Origin of the sequence: Variovorax sp. JS1663 (genome assembly GCF_002157355.1) — a bacterium.
Taxonomy (GTDB): domain Bacteria; phylum Pseudomonadota; class Gammaproteobacteria; order Burkholderiales; family Burkholderiaceae_C; genus Variovorax.
The window spans coordinates 101,959-121,143 of sequence record NZ_LYMK01000019.1 but is presented as its reverse complement, the minus strand read 5'-3'; the positions used below and the strand labels follow the sequence as shown (position 1 = coordinate 121,143).

Below are 19,185 nucleotides of genomic sequence, written 5' to 3'. Positions count from 1 at the left end.
CCTACGAATACCGCCTGCAGCCTGGCGATGCCAATGGAGCCGGGGAGAGCTGGTACCTGCGCTCCACCAGCACCATCATTCCACCGGCACCGCCAGCACCGCCAGCACCACCGGCACCACCGGCACCACCCGCCCCCGTTGACCCGTCTGCGCCAGTACCGCCTCCGGCCCCTGCTGGTTCGTCATCCCCGGCCCCGGTCCCGTCAACAGCTGCCCCCATCCAGGTGCCCACCTACCGAGCCGAAGTGCCCCTGTTCGCGGCTCTGCCCGAGCAGCTGCGCCAGGGCAGCCTCGCCATGCTCGGCAGCCTGCACCAGCGCACCGGCGACGATGACGTGAAGACGGGTGGCGCCGCAGCAGCGCCCGGCAGCGGCGAGCGCCGCGCCTGGGGCCGAGTCCTCAGCACGGGCCGCAGCATCCAGCAAGGCGGCACCGTCAGCCCCCACAGCGAAGGGCGCTTGAGCGGCCTGCAAGCCGGCACCGACCTGTGGACCGATGGCCATTGGCGAGCCGGCCTCTACGCCGGCCAGCTCGACGGCGACATGCAGGTCAGGGGCTTCGCCCGCGGCATCGCGAACCTGGCCGTGGGCAGCAACGACCTGCGCAGCCAGTACCTGGGCGGCTACGCCACCTACAGCGGCGACAGCGGCTTCTACGCCGACGGCGTGCTGCAGGCCGGGCGCCACCGCTACGAGGTCAAGCCCCAGGCCATCTCGTTCCTGCGCACCAAGGGCAAGGGCAGCAGCCTGAGCGCCTCCCTGGAGATCGGCCAGTCCTTCGAACTGGGCCAGGGCTGGCAGATCCAGCCGCAGGCGCAGCTGGTGCACCAGCGCCTGGACCTCGATGACGTGGACATCAGCGGCGCGCGCGTGCGCCAGGAGCGCGAGGGCAACTGGCTCGCCCGCGTTGGCGTTCGCGTCAAGGGCGACATCGCCACCAGCGCAGGCCGGCTGCAGCCCTATGCGCGGGTGAACCTGTACCGCACCTCGGGCGGCCACGACAGCACGCGCTTCATCAGCCCGGCCGCCATCACCGCGATGGCCAGCAGCACCGGCAGCACCTCCACCGAACTGGCCGCGGGCTTCACGCTGGCGATCAACGGCACGACCAGCCTCTACGGCGAAGTGGGAAAGCTGTGGGCCTCGGGTGGGGACACCCGGGCGAAGTCGCAGCTCAACGCCTCGGCGGGGCTGCGGGTGCGCTGGTAGACGAGCGCGCTGAACGGAAGCTGACCGACGTCCTCGCGATAATCGGCGCTCTTCAAAGGAGCGCGCGTGGATATCGTTTTGCTGGCCAAGGCCGCCGTCATGGGCATCGTCGAGGGCCTGACGGAGTTTCTGCCCATCTCGTCGACCGGCCATCTGATCCTGGCCGGCTCGCTACTGGGCTTCGACGACGAGAAGGCCAAGGTCTTCGACATCGCCATCCAGACCGGCGCGATCCTCGCTGTGATCATCGTCTACTGGCAGAAGATCCATTCCACGCTGGTCGCGCTGCCGCGGCAGCACAAGGCGCAGCGCCTCGTGCTCAACGTGCTGATCGGCTTCCTGCCGGCCGTGGTGTTGGGCCTGCTGTTCGGCAAGCTCATCAAGGCGCACCTGTTCACCGCGGTGGTGGTTGCCAGCACCTTCATCATCGGCGGCTTCATCATCCTCTGGGCCGAGAAGCGTCCGCCCGGCGCGGTGCGCATCGAGCATGTGGACGACATGACGCCCTGGGACGCACTCAAGGTCGGCCTGGTGCAGTGCTTCGCGATGATTCCGGGTACCAGCCGCAGCGGTGCCACCATCATCGGCGGCATGCTGCTGGGCCTGTCGCGCCGCGCAGCGACCGACTTTTCCTTCTTCCTCGCCATCCCGACGCTGATCGGCGCCGGCGCCTACAGCCTCTACAAAGAGCGGGCGCTGCTGTCGTCGGCGGACATCCCGCTGTTCGCGGTCGGCCTGCTGTTCTCCTTCGTGAGCGCCTGGCTGTGCGTGCGCTGGCTGTTGAAGTACATCAGCACGCACAGCTTCGTGCCCTTCGCCTGGTATCGCATCGCCTTCGGGATCGTTGTGCTGGCCACCGCGTGGAGCGGGGCGGTCGTCTGGGCCGAGTAGCGCCGGCAAGATCGATTGCGCCATGAAAAAGGCCCCTCGAAAGGGGCCTTGCTTTTGTGCTGCTTGCTCAGGGCACGTTGGCAGTCAGTGCATGCACCGGCTTACCCGATGTCGGGTACGAGCCGTAGTACTCGACGGGGACGCCACTGGTCCCTTGCACCGAGGTGCTCTGCGCCCAGGCCGTCCAGCTGCCGTTGTGGAACAACGTGTCGGTACGGTAGGTCGCGACCTTCTTGTCGTTGTAGCACATGAGCAACTGGGCGTTGGACTGGTTGCTGTAGTTGTCGATGTCCGCCAGTCCGACCGGATCGGCACACTGCTCGATGCTGGTCTTGTACTGGAGACCGATGACACCGCCCGCCCCGCTGCTGTTCAACCGCACGAACCCCACGTCACGGCCCGGACGACCGACGAACCAGAAGCCGCTGTTCAGGTCGACGTTGCCGGTGCGCTTCATCCCCAGCATCGTGGCGATGGAAGACACGTACGGCAGGCCCGCCACGGTAGAGCGCGCGGAGATGTCGCCGGCCGCGCAGCTCTTGTTGTTCGCCGTTCCCGGCAGGCAGCCACCCACGCCCATCACGTGCACCGTGCCCTGGCCCGCGGCGCTGTTGGTCACCACCCAGTTGAAGGGCTCGCCAGGCGTTTGCGGCGCCGGGCGGGTGCCCGTGAACTTGATGGCGGCGACCTGGTCGGCAAATGCCACGGTTTTCACCACGGGCAGGGTCACGCCCGACAGCGCCATCGTCTGCGGCCACTGGCTGTCGCCGAGGCCGAGGTTCGCACGCTCACCGCGTGTGTGGTTGGCCCCGTAGTAGCTGTCGTACACCCAGGCGAACAGCGGCTTCAGATCGAAGTACACGACTTTCTTCTCGCTCTTGCTGCCGACGGCCAGCAGGCCGCCACGGGCGATGCGCCCGCCGTTGACGCCGCCGTCGCGCAGCTCCAGGTAGTGGTCCTTCACCGGGGAGTTGGCGTAGCCGATGGCGCGGGCATCGGCGCCCAGCATCTGCCAGGGGTGCATGCCGGTGTTCACCGCCACCGAGGTCGGCGCCGACATGCCGGGGATGTCCACGTAACCCAGCACCTTCAGGAACGAGGTGTTGCCCTGGTTCGGCAGGCCGGGATAGGCTTCGCGCCATTCCTCCCACCAGCGGTAGGCCAGGTTCGTGTCCGTCCAGGGCACGCCTTCCGCCGTGCCGGCGGTGATGATCACCGCGACCTGGCCCTTGCGGGTGGCCTTGTCCCAGACCGGGACGAACAGGAACTCCGCCTTGTTGGTCATCGCCCCGGCGACCGGCAGCTTGCCGGGCGCCAGCTTGACGCTCACCTTGTTGGCGGCCGTGTTGGAACCTACGCCGAAGATCGTGCCGTCAGCGGTGCCGATCAGACGAGACGTGCCGTTCTCGCTGCTGATGTCGTTGCTGGAGGCCACGAACATCGGCTTGACGTTGCCGGCAGGCAAGACGCCCGAAGAGCGATAGCTGCTGAAGTTCGCATGCTCGACCTGGAAGCCACGCTGCCACTGGGGCTGCGGCTTCAGTTGCCCGGTGTTGTTGGTGTACCCCGAGGTCTGGAGCGACACCACCCCGGAGCCCGAGGTGGCCCCGAAGGTCACGACATCCGTCTGCGAGGTGGAGTAGGCGCCGCCATCGCTGCCGGTGGCACTGCCGTGCTCGTAGATGCTCCCGATCTGGCCGGCGTTCTGAGTTCCGCCCTTCTGGATCGTGAAGTGCGGACGCTCATAGAGCTTCACGCCCCCAGCGTCGGTAGCGGCCTTGCCGCGTGTGTAGTCGATCCACCCATCCGTACCGGCGGCGGCATACATTGCATCCCAGTTGGCGGTGTTCAGGCTGCCATCGGAGTTGACGATGTCCCCAGCCACGGGTGCGGGTGCGGGTGCGGGTGCGGGTGCGGGTGCGGGTGCGGGTGCGGGTGCGGGTGCGGGTGTGGGTGCAGGTGCAGGTGCAGGTGCAGGTGCAGGTGCAGGTGCAGGTGCAGGTGCAGGTGCAGGTGCAGGTGCCGGAGCGGGCGCCGGGGAAGGTGCGGGCGCCGGAGCGGGGGCCGGTGCCGGTGCAGGCGCTGCAGCACCATCGGAATAGCAGGCCTTGACGACGAAAGGCGCCGGATCACGGCCGAAGAAATCGTTCGTGCACTGCCCGGTGCCGGTCACCGACTTGGTGACCCACGAGTTGTTGGCGCCGTAACGCACCTGCGTTGCGGACGCGACGGTGAACGAGGCACCTTCGCTGGCCAGACGGAGGCCTGCCGCGGGCGCGGGCGCCGGGGCGGGGCTCGGAGCGGGAGCAGGGGCCGGCGCGGGGGCCGGTGCCGGGGCAGGCGCAGCGCCGGTCTGCACGTAGCAGGCCTTGGCCACGTAGGGCAGCGGGTCGCCGAAAGTGGCGTTGTTGCAGGTCACCGTGCCCGAGAGCGTCTTGCTCGTGAAGGTGGTGTTCGCGCCGTACTGGACGACTGTCCCGGCGCCCACGGTGAATCGTTGATCCTCGTTGGCGATCTTGGTCCAGGTCGAGTCGAGCGCCTTGTCGAGCGCCACGCCTTCCTTGGCCGTCGCTGCCGAATCGGTCGGCGAAGAAGAAGCGGTTGTCGTCGCTGCGGCCGTATCCGCGCTCGCCGAAGCGGCAAATCCGCCGCCGTTATTTCCTCCTCCACCGCCGCAACCGGCGAGTGCGCCTGCTGCTACAAAAAGCAGAAGCGCGCTTTTATCCATGACTTTCAAGCAAATCTTTCCAATATTGATGAACTTGGGGGTTGTACGGGTAAACCCTCTGTAGGGCAATTTCTCTTGCACTTCTTTTCCCGTGTGTAAAGTGCTCCCCCAGAAGCGTGTTACTAAGGTTGTGCTTTCTAACCATTGCAACGCAACTTCCCCACGTTTTCAGACACCGTGTTGCCACCATTCCGGAGGCCGTGGGCGTGCCTCGCCAAAAAAACGGCCCGCACCGAGGCGGGCCAATTTCCATGAGTTGATGAAAGATGCCGGCAGATCGGGCCGCGTTGGCTATGCGGATGTTGAGGGGCCTCTCACCTGGATGCCGGGGATCATCAGCGCGTCACGGCACGTTCGAGCTGTGCACCGCCATCGGCTTGAATGGCAGCGCCAGCTTGCCGGCGAACTCTCCCTGGTAGGTGAGCGTCGGGCAAGCCCCAGCCTGGGTGCAGAAGCCGCTGCTCTTGTCAGGGTAGATCACGTCGCCGAAGCGGTAGTTGGCAATGCTCGCACCCGAGTAGTCGGCGACCGTCAGGACGTCGCCCTTGGTCGAGTAGTTGTCGGCCATGGTGACCATGATCGGATCGACCCGCGAATCCTCCATCGTGCGCAGCACGCTGCCGGTGGACATGGTCTCGCCGGTGGTCGCGAGCTTGACCCAGCCCCAGCGGCGGTTGGCCCGGTCGGTGAAGAGAATCATGTCGTTGATCGGATCCGCCACGCCGCTGTAGTCCTTGGCGGCCGCCAGGTGCGTGATGTTGTCCCCCACGCCCGTGACCGTTCCCACCTGCTGGATGTCCGCCGGCGCCGGGGTCGTCGGCTTGACGCCGGCGGCGTAACGGCCGAGCGAGAACAGCTGCAGTTCCCCGCCCTCCACGGCGATGGCGGCACGGGCGTAGTGCGGATCGGCGGCCCAGAACGGATAGGCGGAGATCCGGGCCTGGTCGTCCTTGCTCCAGTAGCTGCGGGTCGCACTGGTCCACACCGCGGTCGGGCGCCTGGCCAGCGTCGTGGTCTTCACCACCACTGGCATCGCCTGCGGCTTGTCGGCCAGCAGGTACGGCCACTGGCTGGCAGCCAGTCCGACGTTCTGTGTCTCCAGGTTGGAGGCGGCGCTGCCCAGGTACATGTCGTTCGTGTACTTGAACAGCGGCCCGAGGTCGATGAACGTCGCGCGCTTCTCGCTCTTGGATACCACCACCGCGACCCCGCCCTTGGCGTAGCGCTCGTAGTCCTCGCCGCCCGGCAGCATCTTCGCCCGGTTGTTGGCCATCGGCGAGTTCAGCAGCTGGAAGTTCGAGATGTTCCCGGACGCGTCGTACTTCAGCATGGACGTGTACGGGTGGACGCCGGTGGTCGTGGCGATGGCGGTGGGGGCCTTCATGTCCGAAGGCAGATCGACGTAGCCGATGACCTTCATGAACACGTAGTTGCCCTGGTCGGGGAAGCCCGGATGCATCATGTCCATCCAGCCGTGCCACCAGTCGTAGCGGGCCTGACCCGGCTTCCAGTCTTGCGGGGCTGAGCCGAGGGAGACGACCGCCACCTGGCCCTTGGTGTTCGTCGTGTCCCATCCGGACACCAGCGCGAACTCGCCGCCGCCGGTCACGGCGATGCCGGTGGGCACGAAGCCAAGCTTGAACGAGGTCGAGGCGCGGTTCTGTGCGGTGAGCGTGCCCACCGTGAACATCTTGGCCGACTTGGTCGGGCTGCCCTGCGTGGCCACCAGCGACAACCGCGTGGCCGGGGAGTCGGCGGCATTCTCGCCCCGGTGCTCGGCCACTGGCAGGTCGGCTGGATCGTTCTTCACCAGCACGCTCTGGGCAACGTAGTCGTCGATGGAGGTCGGCAGCAGCCGGGGCTGTTGCCACAGCAGCTGCGGGCGCTGCTGGAAGGTGCGCCGGTCGGTGGCCGAGTTCTGGAGCCAGGCCACCGCACTGGTGACGGTCTGCGTGGCGGTTGGCACGCCGATGGCGGCAGCGTGGATCGACACGTACATGTTGTTCGTCGAGTCCTCGCGGCCCAGTTGGTAGATCGAGCCGATGCCGCTCATGATGCCGACGTCCGCGCGCTCGGGCAGGGTCGTGACGCCGCTCTTGCTGGCGGGGGCTCCGTACTTGTAGGTCACGCCTGCGTCGGTGTTGAACTTGTAAGCCATTGCCGCGTAGGCGCTGGGCACCACCGTGCCTGTGCTGTCCACGATGTCTCCGGACAGGGCCGCGCCGGGAGCCGGTGCGGGCGCAGGTGCAGGTGCGGGTGCGGGAGCCGGTGCGGGCGCAGGTGCGGGTGCGGGAGCCGGTGCAGGTGCAGGTGCAGGTGCAGGTGCAGGTGCAGGTGCAGGTGCAGGTGCAGGTGCGGGTGCGGGTGCGGGTGCGGGTGCGGGTGCGGGTGCGGGCGCGGGCGCGGGCGCCGCACCGGCGGAGATGCAGGACTTGGCCGTCATGAAGGCGGGGTCGCTGCCGAAGAAGGCGTTGGTGCACGCTGCCGTGCCGGTGACTGACCTCGTGATCCAGCGCGTGTCTGCGCCGTACTTCACCAGCGTCGGGACGGGCACGGTGAACGAGGCACCTTCGTTCGCGAGCACTGCACCGGCAGCAGGAGCGGGCGCGGGCGCTGGTGCGGGAGCGGGTGCCGGGGCTGGTGCAGGCACCGGCGCGGGGGCCTGCACGTAGCACGCCTTGGCCACGTAGGGCAGGGGATCGCCGAAAGTGGCGTTGTTGCACCCCACGGTGCCGGACAACTTCTTGCTGGTCCACGAGGAATTCGCGCCGTACTGCACCACCGTCAGCGAGGCGAGGTTGAAGCTCCGGTCTTCGTTGGCGACCTTGACCCAGCTCGAATCGAGCTTGCTGACCGGCTCCGCCTCCTTGTCCGCGATGGCGGGGTTGGCGGGCGCCGCCGCGGCAGCAGCCGAAGCTGGCGGCGTCGTATCCGTGCTCCCCTGCGGGAGCCCGAAGCTGCCGCCCGGGCCGCTTCCTCCGCCGCCGCAGCCGGCGAGTGCGCCTGCTGCAACGCACAGCAGAAGGGCGCTTTTGTCGATCTTTCTCACACTGTCTCCTCATTGACCGGAAGTTGAAGAAAAGGAATCCCCTGCGCCACCGAAAGGCGCAAAGAACCTGGCGAAAACGGAATGGCGAAAAGGGGCCGGCCCGTGGAGGGCCGGCGCGGACTCGGCACGTCGGGCGTGCTGGATCTGCTGGCGGGTGCGGGCCTGGTGCGGCCGGCGATGCGGGCTGCGCTAGGCAGCGATGGGGTGGATCAGACTTCGAAGCGTCATCTTGAGCCTGGTGCCAACCGACGCGCGGCATGGCCGTGCCGCCCTGGCAGGGGTCGGGCAGACCTGCGTCGCAGCCCAGGTGTCTTCGTGGTGCGCCGAGGCTGCGCGGCGGGTCTCGGGATCGGCCAGCATGATGGAGGCCATGAATGCGGATTGGCCTGCGGCCTTGGAGAGGGCGCTCAACTTGGCCCAACCGAGCCAATGGCCCTCGGTCGGGCTGACGTCGAGCTGTCCCAGCAGGGAGCGGCTGACGTCGAGCAGCGCACTTGCAGAGGTCAGGCAGAAGTACACGGCCGACGGGGCTGGTTGCTCCCGGTAGTCCGTTCGTTGGAAAGGAGGGGCAGTGAACTCGTCCTGCGGCAGGCATTGCTGCCGCGTGGCCATGCCCTGCAGCTCCGTCAGCATCTGCTCGATGCTCTGCAGGGCGCGTTGCATCAGTTCGGTTTCGTGTGGCGTACAAGCCATGGCAAAGCTCCTGATCAAATCCGAATCAATCTGACTGAAAGATCGTTTCTCCTGTTGACAGTGTTGTCGGCGGAGAAGAATTCGAATAGGTCCGGAAGAGCCAAGTGGCCGGTTGGCGATGGGCCAACTGTTTCTTGGCCTTGGTGCAGGCGGGAATAGCCCGGCCGGCCGCGTGGCGCGGCCTGCACTGGCGCAACGGCGCAATGGGCTTCGTGGTGTGGTGGGCCGGATGGCGCTTCCGGCGGAGCAGGGAAGCGGCTGCCGCCGCCGCTCAGATCAGCTTTTCTTCGGGCGTCGAGATCTTGCGCAGCGGGCTGTGGCGCGTCGCGGGCATCTTCAGCGGATGCTCGGCATAGGTGTCGTCCCAGACCGGGTCCTCGATGCTGTCGAACACCTCGCGCAGCTTCTGGCCCCAGCTGTTGTGCACCATGCGGTAGTAGGGGTTGTCGGCGTCGATGCAGACCACCTTGTCGGTCTCCAGTCGGTTGGCCTCGTAGACCACCAGGTCCAGCGGCAGGCCGACCGAGAGGTTGGACTTCATGGTGGAGTCCATCGACACCAGCGCGCACTTGGCTGCTTCGTCCAGCGGCGTGTCGGGCGTGAGCACGCGGTCGAGCACCGGCTTGCCGTACTTGGACTCGCCGACCTGGAAGTAGGGCGTCTCGCTGGTGGCCTCGATGAAGTTACCCGCCGCGTAGACCAGGAACAGGCGCATGCCCTCGCCCTTGACCTGGCCGCCGAAGATGAAGGAAACGTTGAACTCCAGCCCAGCGTGCTTGAGCGCCTCGGCGTCCCGGTCATAGACGTGGCGCACCGCCGAGCCCAGCACGCGCGCGGCGTCGAACATGCTCCTGGCGTTCCAGATGGTGATCGGCTCGCTTTCCTCGCCGTCCTCGCGCACCTCGTGCAGCTCCTCGATCTGCAGGATCTCCCGCACCGACTGCGAGATGCTCAGGTTGCCGGCCGACAGCAGCACCATGACGCGGTCGCCCGGCTGCTCGTAGACGATCATCTTGCGGAAGGTGCTGATGTGGTCCACGCCCGCGTTGGTGCGCGAGTCGGAGAGGAACACCAGGCCGGCGTTGAGTTTGATGCCTACGCAGTACGTCATGAGGTCGTCTCGCACGAATCGGGCCATCAGCCGTGTTCGCGCGCGTGGAGTTTCTTGAGTGTGTAGAGTGCTTCGAGCGCCTCGCGCGGGCTCATGGTGTCGGGGTCGAGCGCAGTCAGCGCGGATTCTACGGCGCTGGCCGGCGGCGCTTCCACCGCCGGCGGCGGGGCGAACAGGTCGACCTGCGCGCGCGCCTGCTGCTGCTGGCCTTCCAGCGCCTCCAGCGCCTGCCGCGCGTGGTTGACCACCGCGGCCGGCATGCCGGCCAGGCGCGCGACCTGGATGCCGTAGCTCTTGCTGGCCGGCCCGGGCTGCATCTCGTGCAGGAACACGATGTCGCGGCCGGCCTCGGTCGCACTCACGTGCATGTTGACCGCGCCGTGGTGGTCGGCCGGGAATTCGGTCAGCTCGAAGTAGTGGGTCGCGAACAGGGTGAAGGCGCGCGTGCGGTCGTGCAGCTGGGCGGCGATGCCCGCGGCCAGCGCCAGGCCGTCGAAGGTGCTGGTGCCGCGGCCGATCTCGTCCATCAGCACGAGCGAGTGGGCCGTGGCGCCGTGCAGGATCTGCGCCGCCTCGGTCATTTCCAGCATGAAGGTGGACTGCGCATTGGCCAGGTCGTCCGCCGCGCCGATGCGGGTGTGGATGGCATCGATGGGCCCGAGCCGGCAGGCGTCGGCCGGCACGTGCGAGCCGATGGAGGCCAGCAGCACGATGATCGCCACCTGCCGCATGTAGGTGGACTTGCCGCCCATGTTGGGGCCGGTGATCACCTGCATGCGCTGCTGGGGGCCCAGGCGCGTGTCGTTGGCGATGAAGGCGCCCGATGATTTCTCGGCCAGCCGTGCCTCCACCACCGGGTGGCGGCCCTTCTCGATCTCGATGCAGGGGTGGCCGACGAAGCGGGGGGCGCGCCAATGCAGGGTGTGGGAGCGCTCGGCCAGGGCGCAGAGCGCATCGAGCGCGGCCAGCGCGCCGGCCAGGCGGGTGAGCGCGGGGACCGAGGCCTGCAAGGCATCGAGCAGTTGCTCGTAGAGCCACTTCTCGCGCGCCAGCGCGCGGTCCTGTGCGGACAGCGCCTTGTCCTCGAAGGCCTTGAGCTCGGGTGTGATGAAGCGCTCGGCGTTCTTCAGCGTCTGGCGGCGGCGGTAGTTGTCCGGCACCTTCGACAGGGCGCTTTGCGTGACCTCGATGTAGAAGCCGTGCACGCGGTTGAATTGCACCCGCAGGTTGGAGATGCCGGTGCGTTCGCGCTCGCTGGCCTCCATCTGCAGCAGGAAGGCGTCGCTGTTCTCGCTGATGGCGCGCAGCTCGTCGAGCTCGGCATCGTGGCCGTTCGCGATCACGCCGCCGTCGCGCACCAGCGCAGAGGGTTCGGGGTGAATGGCTGCCACCAGCAGTTCGACGCAGCCCGGCGGCGGCGCGAGGTGGCCGGCCATCCGGGCGAGCAGCGCCGAATCCGCGGTGGACAGGGCGGGCGCCAGTTCCTCGGCCTTGGCCAGCGCCATCCGCAGCGCGACCAGCTCGCGCGGCCGCACCTGGCGCAGCGCGATGCGCGCGGCGATGCGCTCGACGTCGCTGGTGTTCTTCAGGCGCTCGCGCAGCGCCCGCCAGGGCGCCATGGTGGCGCCGGGTGGCGTGGCCTGCAGCGCGGCGATGGCTTCCAGCCGTGCCTGCGCGTCGCCGCGGTCGCGGCGCGGCGCGAGCAGCCAGCGCTTGAGTGCGCGGCTGCCCATGCCGGTCATGCAGGTGTCGAGCAGGGAGAAGAGGGTGGGCGCGTCCTCGCCGCGCAGGGTCTGCACCAGTTCCAGGTTGCGGCGCGTGTTGGGCGGCAGCTCGATCAGCTCGCCATCACGTTCGACCGCGAGCCGCTGCATGTGCGAGAGCGCACGGCCCTGGGTGTGTTCCGCGTAGCCCAGCAGCGCGGCGGCGGCGGCGTGCGCGTTCGCGAGCGCCTCGGCGCCCCATGCCGCGAGGCTGTTGCTGCCCATCTGTTCGCACAGTTTGCGCTCGCCCAGGCCGCCGTCGAACTGCCAGGCCGGCCGCACCGACAGGGTGAAGGCGGCGCCGTTGCGCGCGGCCTTCAGGCGCTGCTCGAAGCCGGGCGTGACCTCCGCGCTGTAGAGCAGCTCGCTGGGCGCGATGCGGGCGATCCAGGCTTCCAGCGCATCGGCCGGGCATTCGGCCAGGCGCAACTCGGCGCCGGTGACACTGAGCCAGGCCAGGCCGCAGAAATTGCGCGTGCCGGCATGCACGGCCAGGAGCAGCGAATCGCTCTTGTCGTGCAGCAACTCGACATCGGTCAGCGTGCCGGGCGTGACCACGCGCACCACCTTGCGCTCCACCGGTCCCTTGGCTGCGCCGACCTCGCCGACCTGCTCGCAGATGGCCACCGATTCACCGAGCTTGATCAGCCGTGCCAGGTAGGTGTCCACCGAGTGGAAAGGCACGCCGCACATGATCACCGGCTGCCCGGCCGACTGGCCGCGCTGTGTGAGCGTGATGTCCAGCAGGCGCGCGGCCTTCTCGGCGTCGGCGTAGAACAGCTCGTAGAAGTCACCCATCCGGTAGAACAGCAGGGTGTCGGGGTGGTTCGCTTTCAGGCTCAGGTACTGAGCCATCATGGGCGTGTGGGGGGCTGTCGGGGGGAGGGTCATCAGGAGACGGGAGAGCGAATGCGCGGCCTGCGGAACGGGCGGCCCCGCATCATAAAGAACGCGGCTTGGTGAATCAGCCGACGGCGATCCGGACGGGCTTCCCGATCCGGCTCAGCATCTCGACCAGCGTATCAATGGTGAACTTGGCGGTCTTCCTGCTGACCACGTCGGACACACGCGGCCGCGACACCATCAGGATTTCGGCCGCCTCGGCCTGCTTCAGGTCCGTGATTCAAAGGAGGGAAACGTTGGGCGCGGCAGCCAGCAGGTTCACACCTGCCCGCGCCGCCGCCGCGCGACACGCACGGCGTCCACCCAGGTGTCGATGTTGAAGCGCTGGCCCGATTCCGCGATGCGTGCCCCGGTGATCGCATGCAGCGGGATGCGGTACATGTCGCCCGGCATCTCGCCATGCCCGGTCAGTATCTTTTTCTGGATGTCCAGGTGCGAAACCTGCATCGTGCACTCCGCCTTGCGACCGTGCGGATCGACATAGCGCACGCGGATGCGCGGCTGCTCGTCGACGACGGAGTGTTCGCCCTTGCCCTGGATGAACCACTCGGGCAGGGTATCTGGGGCTGCGTCACTGGCGTGGGTCAGATTGCCGCGCACCGTCGGGATCTCCAACGGCACATGGCCCGAGCGCACCCGCGCCGCGGCGATCCGGCGTCCGGCCTCGCGCCGCTGGGCGACGCGGCTCCAGGTGATCCACATCACCAGGAACAGCACCAACACGCCGGCCACCAAGGCCAGCAGTGGCCAATGCGCAAACCCCAATTCCATCGCAGAGCCCCCCGCCATCACTAGTCAATAAGTATTCAAACTTTTATTTTGGTGGTGAGGTGGGGGGGTGTCAAACCTTGGCGCGGCATAGCGCGTTCGGCCAGTTGCGCGCGGGCGTCAGTCCTCGTGGGTGTCGTGCGTGGCGGCAGTGCCGCGGCGCCAGTAGCCGGAGGCACGGGTCCATTTCGGGTTGGCGCTGCGCTCCCCCACCAGGTGGGCACGCAAGGCCTTGGCGGCGGCCGATTCGCAGGCGATCCAGGCATGGAAGTCGCCGGCCGGCAAGGTGAGCGTGCGCAGCCTTTCCAGCAGCGGATTGCCGCCGGACGCCGTGTCGCCGCGGTGCACCCAATGCAGATCCAGGCTGGCCCGCGTCGGCAGCGGAATGCGGTCGGCCTCGCCGTCGATCTCCGCCAGGACCAGCACGCGCGCGCCCTCCGGCAACTCGGCCAGGCGGCGCGAGATGGCGGGCAGCGCGGTGTCGTCGCCGATCAGCAGGTGCCAGTCGAAATCCGTCGGCACGATGAAGGAGCCGCGCGGTCCGCCCACGCCCAGGACGTCGCCCACGCGGGCGCGCTCGGCCCAGCGGGTGGCGGGGCCGGCCTCGTGCAGGGCGAATTCGAACTTCAGCGTGCCGGCCGCGGCATCGTGGCGCAGCGGCGTGTAGTCGCGCATGGCGGGTTTGCCGCCGGCAGGCCACACGGGGCCATCGGGGCCGGCCGTGGGCAGCACCAGCGCACCTGTCTGCTCGTCGGGGAAGAAGAGCTTGGCGTGGTCGTCGAAGCCGGGGCTGGTGAAGCCTTCGAGCTCGTCTCCGCCGAGCGTGATGCGCACCAGGTGCGGGGTGACGCGCTCGACGGCGCGCACCTCGAGCCGGCGGAAGCGCAGTTCGTGGCGCACGCGGCGCGGCAGGCGGTCGGGAAGGGCGGGTGAAGACAGGTCGGTCATGTGGATCAGATCCGTTCCAGTTGCTGGGCGGCGCGGTCGAGCACCGCGGCGAATTCGTGGGCTTGTTGTTCGGTGAGGGGTTCGCGGGCGAGGCGCAGGCGCATCGCAAGCTTCAGGTTCTCGATGGCGCGCACCACCTGCGGCGGGCGGCCGGCGCGCGGGCCGGCGCCGTCGACGCCGCCGTCCATGCGGGCCATCATCTCGTCGGTGGTTTCGCGGTTGGCGGCGAGGAACTCGCGCCCGGCGGCGGTGATGGTGTAGCGCTTGCGGCTGCCGCCCTCGGCGGTGTCGACGCTCACATGGCCCAGTTCCTCGAGCAGGGTGAGGGTGGGATAGACGATGCCGGGGCTGGGGCTGTAGCGTCCGCCCAGGCGTTCCTCGATGAGCTTGATCAGCTCGTAGCCGTGGCTGGGCTTCTTCGCGATCAGTTGGAGCAAGACGAAGCGCAGGCCGCCGTGACCGAAGATCCGGCCGCCACCGCGGGCGCCGCGACCGCCGCCGATGCCGTCGCCATGGTCGCCGCGGGGGTGGCCGTGCAAGAAGCGCGGATGATGAAGAGCGTGCATGGAGAAGCTTTCTTGAGTATATCGGATATAAAAAAGATATATCTAAATAGAGTCGATGTCAAGCGCGAACCTGTCGGGTGGGCTGGTGGGAGCGGCCGATGACTGGTCCGCGCCAGACCTACGTCGCCCGGATCAACCGCGTCATCGACCACATCGATGCGCACCTCGGCGACCCGCTGGACCTCGCCACGCTGGCCGGGGTGGCGCATTTCTCCGCGTGGCATTTCCATCGCGTGTTCCAGGCGATGACGGGCGAGACACTGGCCGATCGCGTGCGCCGCCGTCGGCTGGAGGTGGCGGCCGCGCGCCTGCTCGGCCTGCCGCCTGAGCCGGTATTGGCCATTGCACTGGACGTCGGCTTCGGCTCGGCGCCGGTGTTCACGCGCGCCTTCAGCGCGCATTTCGGCAGCACGCCGACGCAGTGGCGGCGCGGTGCATTCCGCGGCTGGGCCGAGCGCCACCGTGTCGCGCTCAGCAAGATTCATCAAGCCGACAGCAAGTCGCATCAAGCCGTGCTGGCGGCTTTCCGACAGGATGAGCGCTCATGGCCGCGGGGCCATGTGCCTTATCCAGGAGACAGCGACATGAAAGTGGAACTCAAGACCGTGCCGCCGGTGCGCGTGGCCTATATGCGTCACGTCGGGCCCTATGGCGAGTCGAACATCCCGCGCCTGTGGCAGCGCTTCGCTGCCTGGTGCGGCGAACAGGGGCTGATGGCGCCGCGCCGCACGATGTACGGCCTCAGCCACGACAACCCCGACGTCACACCGCCGGAAAAATGCCGCTACGACGCCTGCGTCGAGGTGGACGAGGGCTTCAGGCCCGGCGGCGAGATCGGCGTGCAGACCATCGCCGGCGGCCGCCACGCCTGCTGCGAATTCAGTGGCCCGCCGGCCGAGATCCACCAGGCCTGGATGCGCCTGTGCGAGTGGCTGCCGGACAGCGGCTGGCAGGCCGCCGACGGCCCGCCGCTCGAAATCTACGGGCGCGACTTCGTGATGGACGAGGCGACAGGCGCCTTCAGCTGCACGCTGTGCATGCCGGTGCGCCCGCTTTGAGATGACACTGCATCGATGACGTGCACCACCTGCCTTTTCGGGGAACACCGCGGAACCGGCTTCGCCGGGCCGATGGTGCTGCCCCCGGAGAGGGGGTTGGCGGACCACACGAAGTGGGGGAGCCTGGGGGGAACTATCTCTGGGGCATGTTCTTGACCGAGTAGCCCAGGCTCACGGTCGCATCCTGCGGGATCGGCGGCATGCTGTCGTTCCACAGCTGCCAGGCTTCGCGCATCGCGGCCAGGCGCTCGGGCTCGCGCTCGGCCTGGTTGGCCCGCTCGCGCTCTTCGGCGGGGATGTTGAACAGGTACTCGTTGCCGTCGACCTGCAGGTACTTCCAGTCGCCGTCGCGCAGCGCGCGCTGGCCGCGGTGGTTCATGCGCCAGTGCAGCGGGCGGTGGAAGCCCGCCGACGCATCTCGCAGCACCGGCATCAGCGAACGGCCGTCGAGCGGATGGTCCGGATCGGCCTGCGCGCCCGCGGCGTCGAGCATGGTGGCGGACCAGTCCATGGTCATGCAGTGCTGCGCGCTCTCGCCGCCCGCGCGGATCACGGCCGGCCAGTGCGCGATCCAGGGCACGCGGATGCCGCCCTCGGTGAGGTCCATCTTGCCGCCCACCAGCGGCCAGTTGTCGGAGAAGCGCTCGCCGCCGTTGTCGCTGGTGAAGACCACCAGCGTGTTGTCGGCCAGGCCCTGCTTTTCGAGCGCCGCCATGATCCAGCCGATGCCCTCGTCCATGTGATGGATCATGCGGCGATAGATGTGGATGTTGCCGCCGGCAAGGTCGAAGAGGTTGTTCTTCACCGCCGGCGCGCGGTCCCCATCCTCGCGCGTTTCCCAGGGCCAGTGCGGGGCGGTGTAGTGCAGGCTCAGGAAGAAGGGCGCGTCCTGCACGGCCATGCGCTCCACGTAGTCGACCGCGCGGCGCGAGAGCAGGTCGGTGAGGTAGCCCTCCTCCTGCCGGTCTTCCTCGCCCGACCAGAGGTCGTGCCGGCCGCTCGAGTCGCAGTGCGTGAAGTAGTCGACGCCGCCCGACATCGGCCCGAGGAATTCCTCGTAGCCCGAGCGCAGCGGTCCGAAGGCCGGCGGGAAGCCCAGGTGCCACTTGCCGATCAGCGCGGTGCGGTAGCCGGCATCGCGCAGCAGCGAGGGCAGGGTGGGGTGCTCCGGCGGCAGGCCCAGGGTGGTGCTGCCGCGGCTCTTGCTGTTGATGGGCTCCTCGGCCGCGCCACGCAGGCGGTACTGGTAGCGCGCCGTCATGAGCGCGAAGCGGGTGGGCGAGCACACGGGCGAGTTCGCGTAGCCCTGCGTGAAGCGGATGCCGTTGGCGGCCAGCCGGTCGAGCACCGGCGAGACCGGGCCGAAGGCGGCGTCGCGGCCGCCGTAGCAGCCGAGGTCGGCGAAGCCGAGGTCGTCGGCGACGATGAAGATGATGTTGGGGCGTTGCATGGGTTTCAGGGCTGGTAGCCGGATTTCTGGACCACCGGCGCCCACTGCGCGCGGTAGGCCTTGAGCATGGCGGCGGTCTGCTCCGGCGTGCTGACCACCGGGGTCATCATGGATTCCTTGAAGCGCCGCTGGGTCTCGGGGTCCTGCATCACTTCGCGGATGGCCTGCGCGAGGCGCGCGACCTTGTCGCGCGGCATGCTCGCCGGCGCGAAGAAGGCGTTCCAGCCCAGGGCCGTCAGGTCGAGCCCGGCCTCCTTGAAGGTCGGCACGTCAGGCGCGAAGGGCGAGCGTTTCGAGCCCGACATCGCCAGGATGCGCACCTTGCCGGCCTGGTACTGCGGGATCACCACGTCCAGAGTGTCGACCGCGATCGGCACCTGGCCGCCGATCAGGTCCGTCAGCAGCGGGGCGGAGCCTCGGTAGCCGATCACCTGCGTCTGCACCTTGGCCTTCTCGCCGACCATGAGGCCGAAGAAGTGCGGCAGGCTGCCGGTGGCGGGCACGCCGACGTTGGCCTTGTCGGGATTGGCGCGCATCCAGGCCAGCAGGTGCGGCAGCTCGCGCACGGGTACCGCGGTCGACACCGACAGCGCGAACTCGTAGTCGTTGACGTGCGAGACCGGCACGAAATCGCGCTCGGGGTCGTAGCCGTTGTCCTTGAAGACCAGGGGCGCCACGACCATCACGGCCGGGTTGGCCACCATGAGCACGTTCTGCCCGGCCGGCACGGCCTTGGCCTGCTGGGCCGCGAGGCGGCCGCCGGCGCCGGTCTTGTTGTCGACGACGACCGGCACGCCGAGCTTGGGCCCGAGCTTGTCGCCCACGATGCGGGCCACTCGGTCGGTGGCGCCGCCGGGCGCATAGCCCACGATGATGCGCAGCGGCCCGTCCAGCGGTTGGGCAAAGGCGGCGCCGGCCAGCAGTGTTGCGGCGATCAGGCCGAGCGAGCGGCGAAGGGTCGGGATCAGCATGAAAGAAGGAGCTCCATTCAGTCGTTGGCCTGGAAGTTCACGGCCCGCATGATGCCGCCCCAGCGCGCCGTGTCCTCGCGCATGGTCTTCACGAGTGGCTCGGGGCCGTCGCCGACCGGGTACATGCCGTTCTGCAGCAACTGCTGGCGCACCTCGCGCGACTGGACGGCGCGCGTGAACTCGGCACGCAGCTTGTCGACGATGGGCTGGGGCGTCTTCTGCGGTGCGTAGTAGGCGAACCAGGCGGTCGCGATCACGTCCTTGTAGCCGGCCTCGACGAAGGTGGGCAGGCTGGGCATCAGCGGCGAGCGCTTGTCGCCGCTGGTGGCCAGCACCTTCGCCCGGCCGGTGGTCAGCATCTGCTGCGCGCCGCCGACGGTGTCGAAATACACCGGGACGGTGCCGCCCATCAGGTCCTGCCGGGCGGGTGTGGAGCCGCGGTAGGCGACGTGCGTCATCTTCAGCCCCGCGGCGCGGTTGAGCATCTCGCCGAGAAAGTGCGAGGGCGTGCCGGCGCCGTAGGAGGCGAAGCTGAGCTTGTCGCCCTGGCCCCTGGCCCAGGTGATGAATTCCGCCAGCGTGTTGGCCGGCACGTCCTTGTGGACCGTGAGCGCCAGCTCGAAGCGCGCGGCGTTGACGATCGGCACGAAGTCCTTGATCGGGTCGTAGGACAGGTTGCGGTAGGCGCTCGGGAACATGGTCATCATGCTGGCCGTGCCCAGGAGCAGGGTGCGGCCGTCGGGCGCCGCGTTCTTCACCGCCTCGACCGCGATGCGGCCGGCCGCGCCGGAGCGGTTGTCGACCACCAGCGGGCCCAGCGAGTCGCGCACCTCATGCGCGATGGCGCGCGTCAGCACGTCCTGCGTGCCGCCGGCCGGCACGCCGATCAGCACCTTGATCGGCTGGCCCGGGGTGAAGGCCTGCGCGTGCGCGAGCGGGGCGAGCGCGATGCCGCCGAGCAGGGCGAGGGCGCCGCGGCGGTCGAGGATGGGGTCGGTCATGAAGCAAGGTCTCCGGATGTCGTCGTGCTGTGGGGATACCGGGGCTGGCTGGCCCTCGGCCCGATCCACTTTAGAGT

Annotated in this window: 14 protein-coding genes and 1 pseudogene; 3 read left to right on the top strand and 12 right to left on the bottom strand. The window is 68.4% G+C overall.

Annotated features, from left to right (window positions below; all coding sequences use genetic code 11):
• The first annotated feature begins 14 nt into the window (after window positions 1–14).
• Both A8M77_RS17605 and A8M77_RS17600 read left to right on the top strand, forming a co-directional pair.
• Window positions 15–1,208: an autotransporter family protein gene (locus A8M77_RS17605; protein ID WP_337590020.1), complete on the top strand. Its 1,194-nt coding sequence runs from the start codon at window positions 15–17 to the stop codon at window positions 1,206–1,208.
• Window positions 1,209–1,274: 66 nt separating this feature from the next.
• Complete coding sequence (locus A8M77_RS17600) at window positions 1,275–2,099, top strand: undecaprenyl-diphosphate phosphatase (RefSeq protein ID WP_086922802.1); 825 nt, start codon at window positions 1,275–1,277, stop codon at window positions 2,097–2,099.
• A 67-nt stretch (window positions 2,100–2,166) separates the two neighbouring features.
• On the opposite strand, the gene A8M77_RS36455 is transcribed toward A8M77_RS17600, so the two are convergent.
• From A8M77_RS36455 to A8M77_RS17545, 9 genes and pseudogenes are all read right to left on the bottom strand, one after another.
• A complete protein-coding gene (locus A8M77_RS36455) occupies window positions 2,167–4,653 on the bottom strand; it encodes a hypothetical protein (RefSeq protein WP_192871630.1) in 2,487 nt (828 codons plus the stop codon).
• A gap of 517 nt (window positions 4,654–5,170) precedes the next feature.
• Window positions 5,171–7,876 carry a hypothetical protein gene (locus tag A8M77_RS17590; RefSeq protein ID WP_143694641.1) on the bottom strand — a complete coding sequence of 902 codons (2,706 nt, stop codon included), beginning with the start codon at window positions 7,874–7,876 and terminating at the stop codon, window positions 5,171–5,173.
• A gap of 189 nt (window positions 7,877–8,065) precedes the next feature.
• Entirely contained in the window at window positions 8,066–8,539 is a 474-nt protein-coding gene (locus A8M77_RS17575) for a hypothetical protein (protein WP_143694640.1), read from the bottom strand.
• Window positions 8,540–8,840: 301 nt separating this feature from the next.
• Window positions 8,841–9,680 (bottom strand): proteasome-type protease, encoded by an 840-nt coding sequence (locus tag A8M77_RS17570; RefSeq protein WP_086922808.1) that lies wholly within the window; start codon window positions 9,678–9,680, stop codon window positions 8,841–8,843.
• A gap of 26 nt (window positions 9,681–9,706) precedes the next feature.
• A complete protein-coding gene (mutS, locus tag A8M77_RS17565) occupies window positions 9,707–12,334 on the bottom strand; it encodes a DNA mismatch repair protein MutS (protein WP_086922798.1) in 2,628 nt (875 codons plus the stop codon).
• A 73-nt stretch (window positions 12,335–12,407) separates the two neighbouring features.
• Window positions 12,408–12,557 (bottom strand): annotated as a pseudogene (locus A8M77_RS17560) (XRE family transcriptional regulator); the annotation flags it as partial.
• A 47-nt stretch (window positions 12,558–12,604) separates the two neighbouring features.
• Entirely contained in the window at window positions 12,605–13,066 is a 462-nt protein-coding gene (locus A8M77_RS17555) for a hypothetical protein (protein WP_143694639.1), read from the bottom strand.
• A 168-nt stretch (window positions 13,067–13,234) separates the two neighbouring features.
• Window positions 13,235–14,062, bottom strand: coding sequence for a siderophore-interacting protein (locus A8M77_RS17550; RefSeq protein WP_086922796.1), 828 nt, complete (start codon window positions 14,060–14,062; stop codon window positions 13,235–13,237).
• Window positions 14,063–14,067: 5 nt separating this feature from the next.
• On the bottom strand, window positions 14,068–14,628 hold the full coding sequence (locus tag A8M77_RS17545) for a PadR family transcriptional regulator (RefSeq protein WP_086922795.1): 561 nt from the start codon (window positions 14,626–14,628) through the stop codon (window positions 14,068–14,070).
• 98 nt (window positions 14,629–14,726) lie between these two features.
• Between A8M77_RS17545 and A8M77_RS17540 the strand changes: the two genes are divergently transcribed.
• Complete coding sequence (locus A8M77_RS17540; RefSeq protein WP_086922794.1) at window positions 14,727–15,686, top strand: AraC family transcriptional regulator; 960 nt, start codon at window positions 14,727–14,729, stop codon at window positions 15,684–15,686.
• Window positions 15,687–15,819: 133 nt separating this feature from the next.
• Here A8M77_RS17540 and A8M77_RS17535 read toward each other — a convergent pair whose 3' ends face one another.
• From A8M77_RS17535 to A8M77_RS17525, 3 genes are read right to left on the bottom strand one after another with little or no spacing between them, the layout of a single operon-like run.
• A complete protein-coding gene (locus tag A8M77_RS17535) occupies window positions 15,820–17,136 on the bottom strand; it encodes a sulfatase family protein (RefSeq protein ID WP_086922793.1) in 1,317 nt (438 codons plus the stop codon).
• Between the two features lie 5 nt (window positions 17,137–17,141).
• On the bottom strand, window positions 17,142–18,107 hold the full coding sequence (locus A8M77_RS17530; RefSeq protein ID WP_086922792.1) for a Bug family tripartite tricarboxylate transporter substrate binding protein: 966 nt from the start codon (window positions 18,105–18,107) through the stop codon (window positions 17,142–17,144).
• A 17-nt stretch (window positions 18,108–18,124) separates the two neighbouring features.
• Window positions 18,125–19,108 carry a Bug family tripartite tricarboxylate transporter substrate binding protein gene (locus A8M77_RS17525; RefSeq protein WP_086922791.1) on the bottom strand — a complete coding sequence of 328 codons (984 nt, stop codon included), beginning with the start codon at window positions 19,106–19,108 and terminating at the stop codon, window positions 18,125–18,127.
• Between the last annotated feature and the right edge of the window lie 77 nt (window positions 19,109–19,185).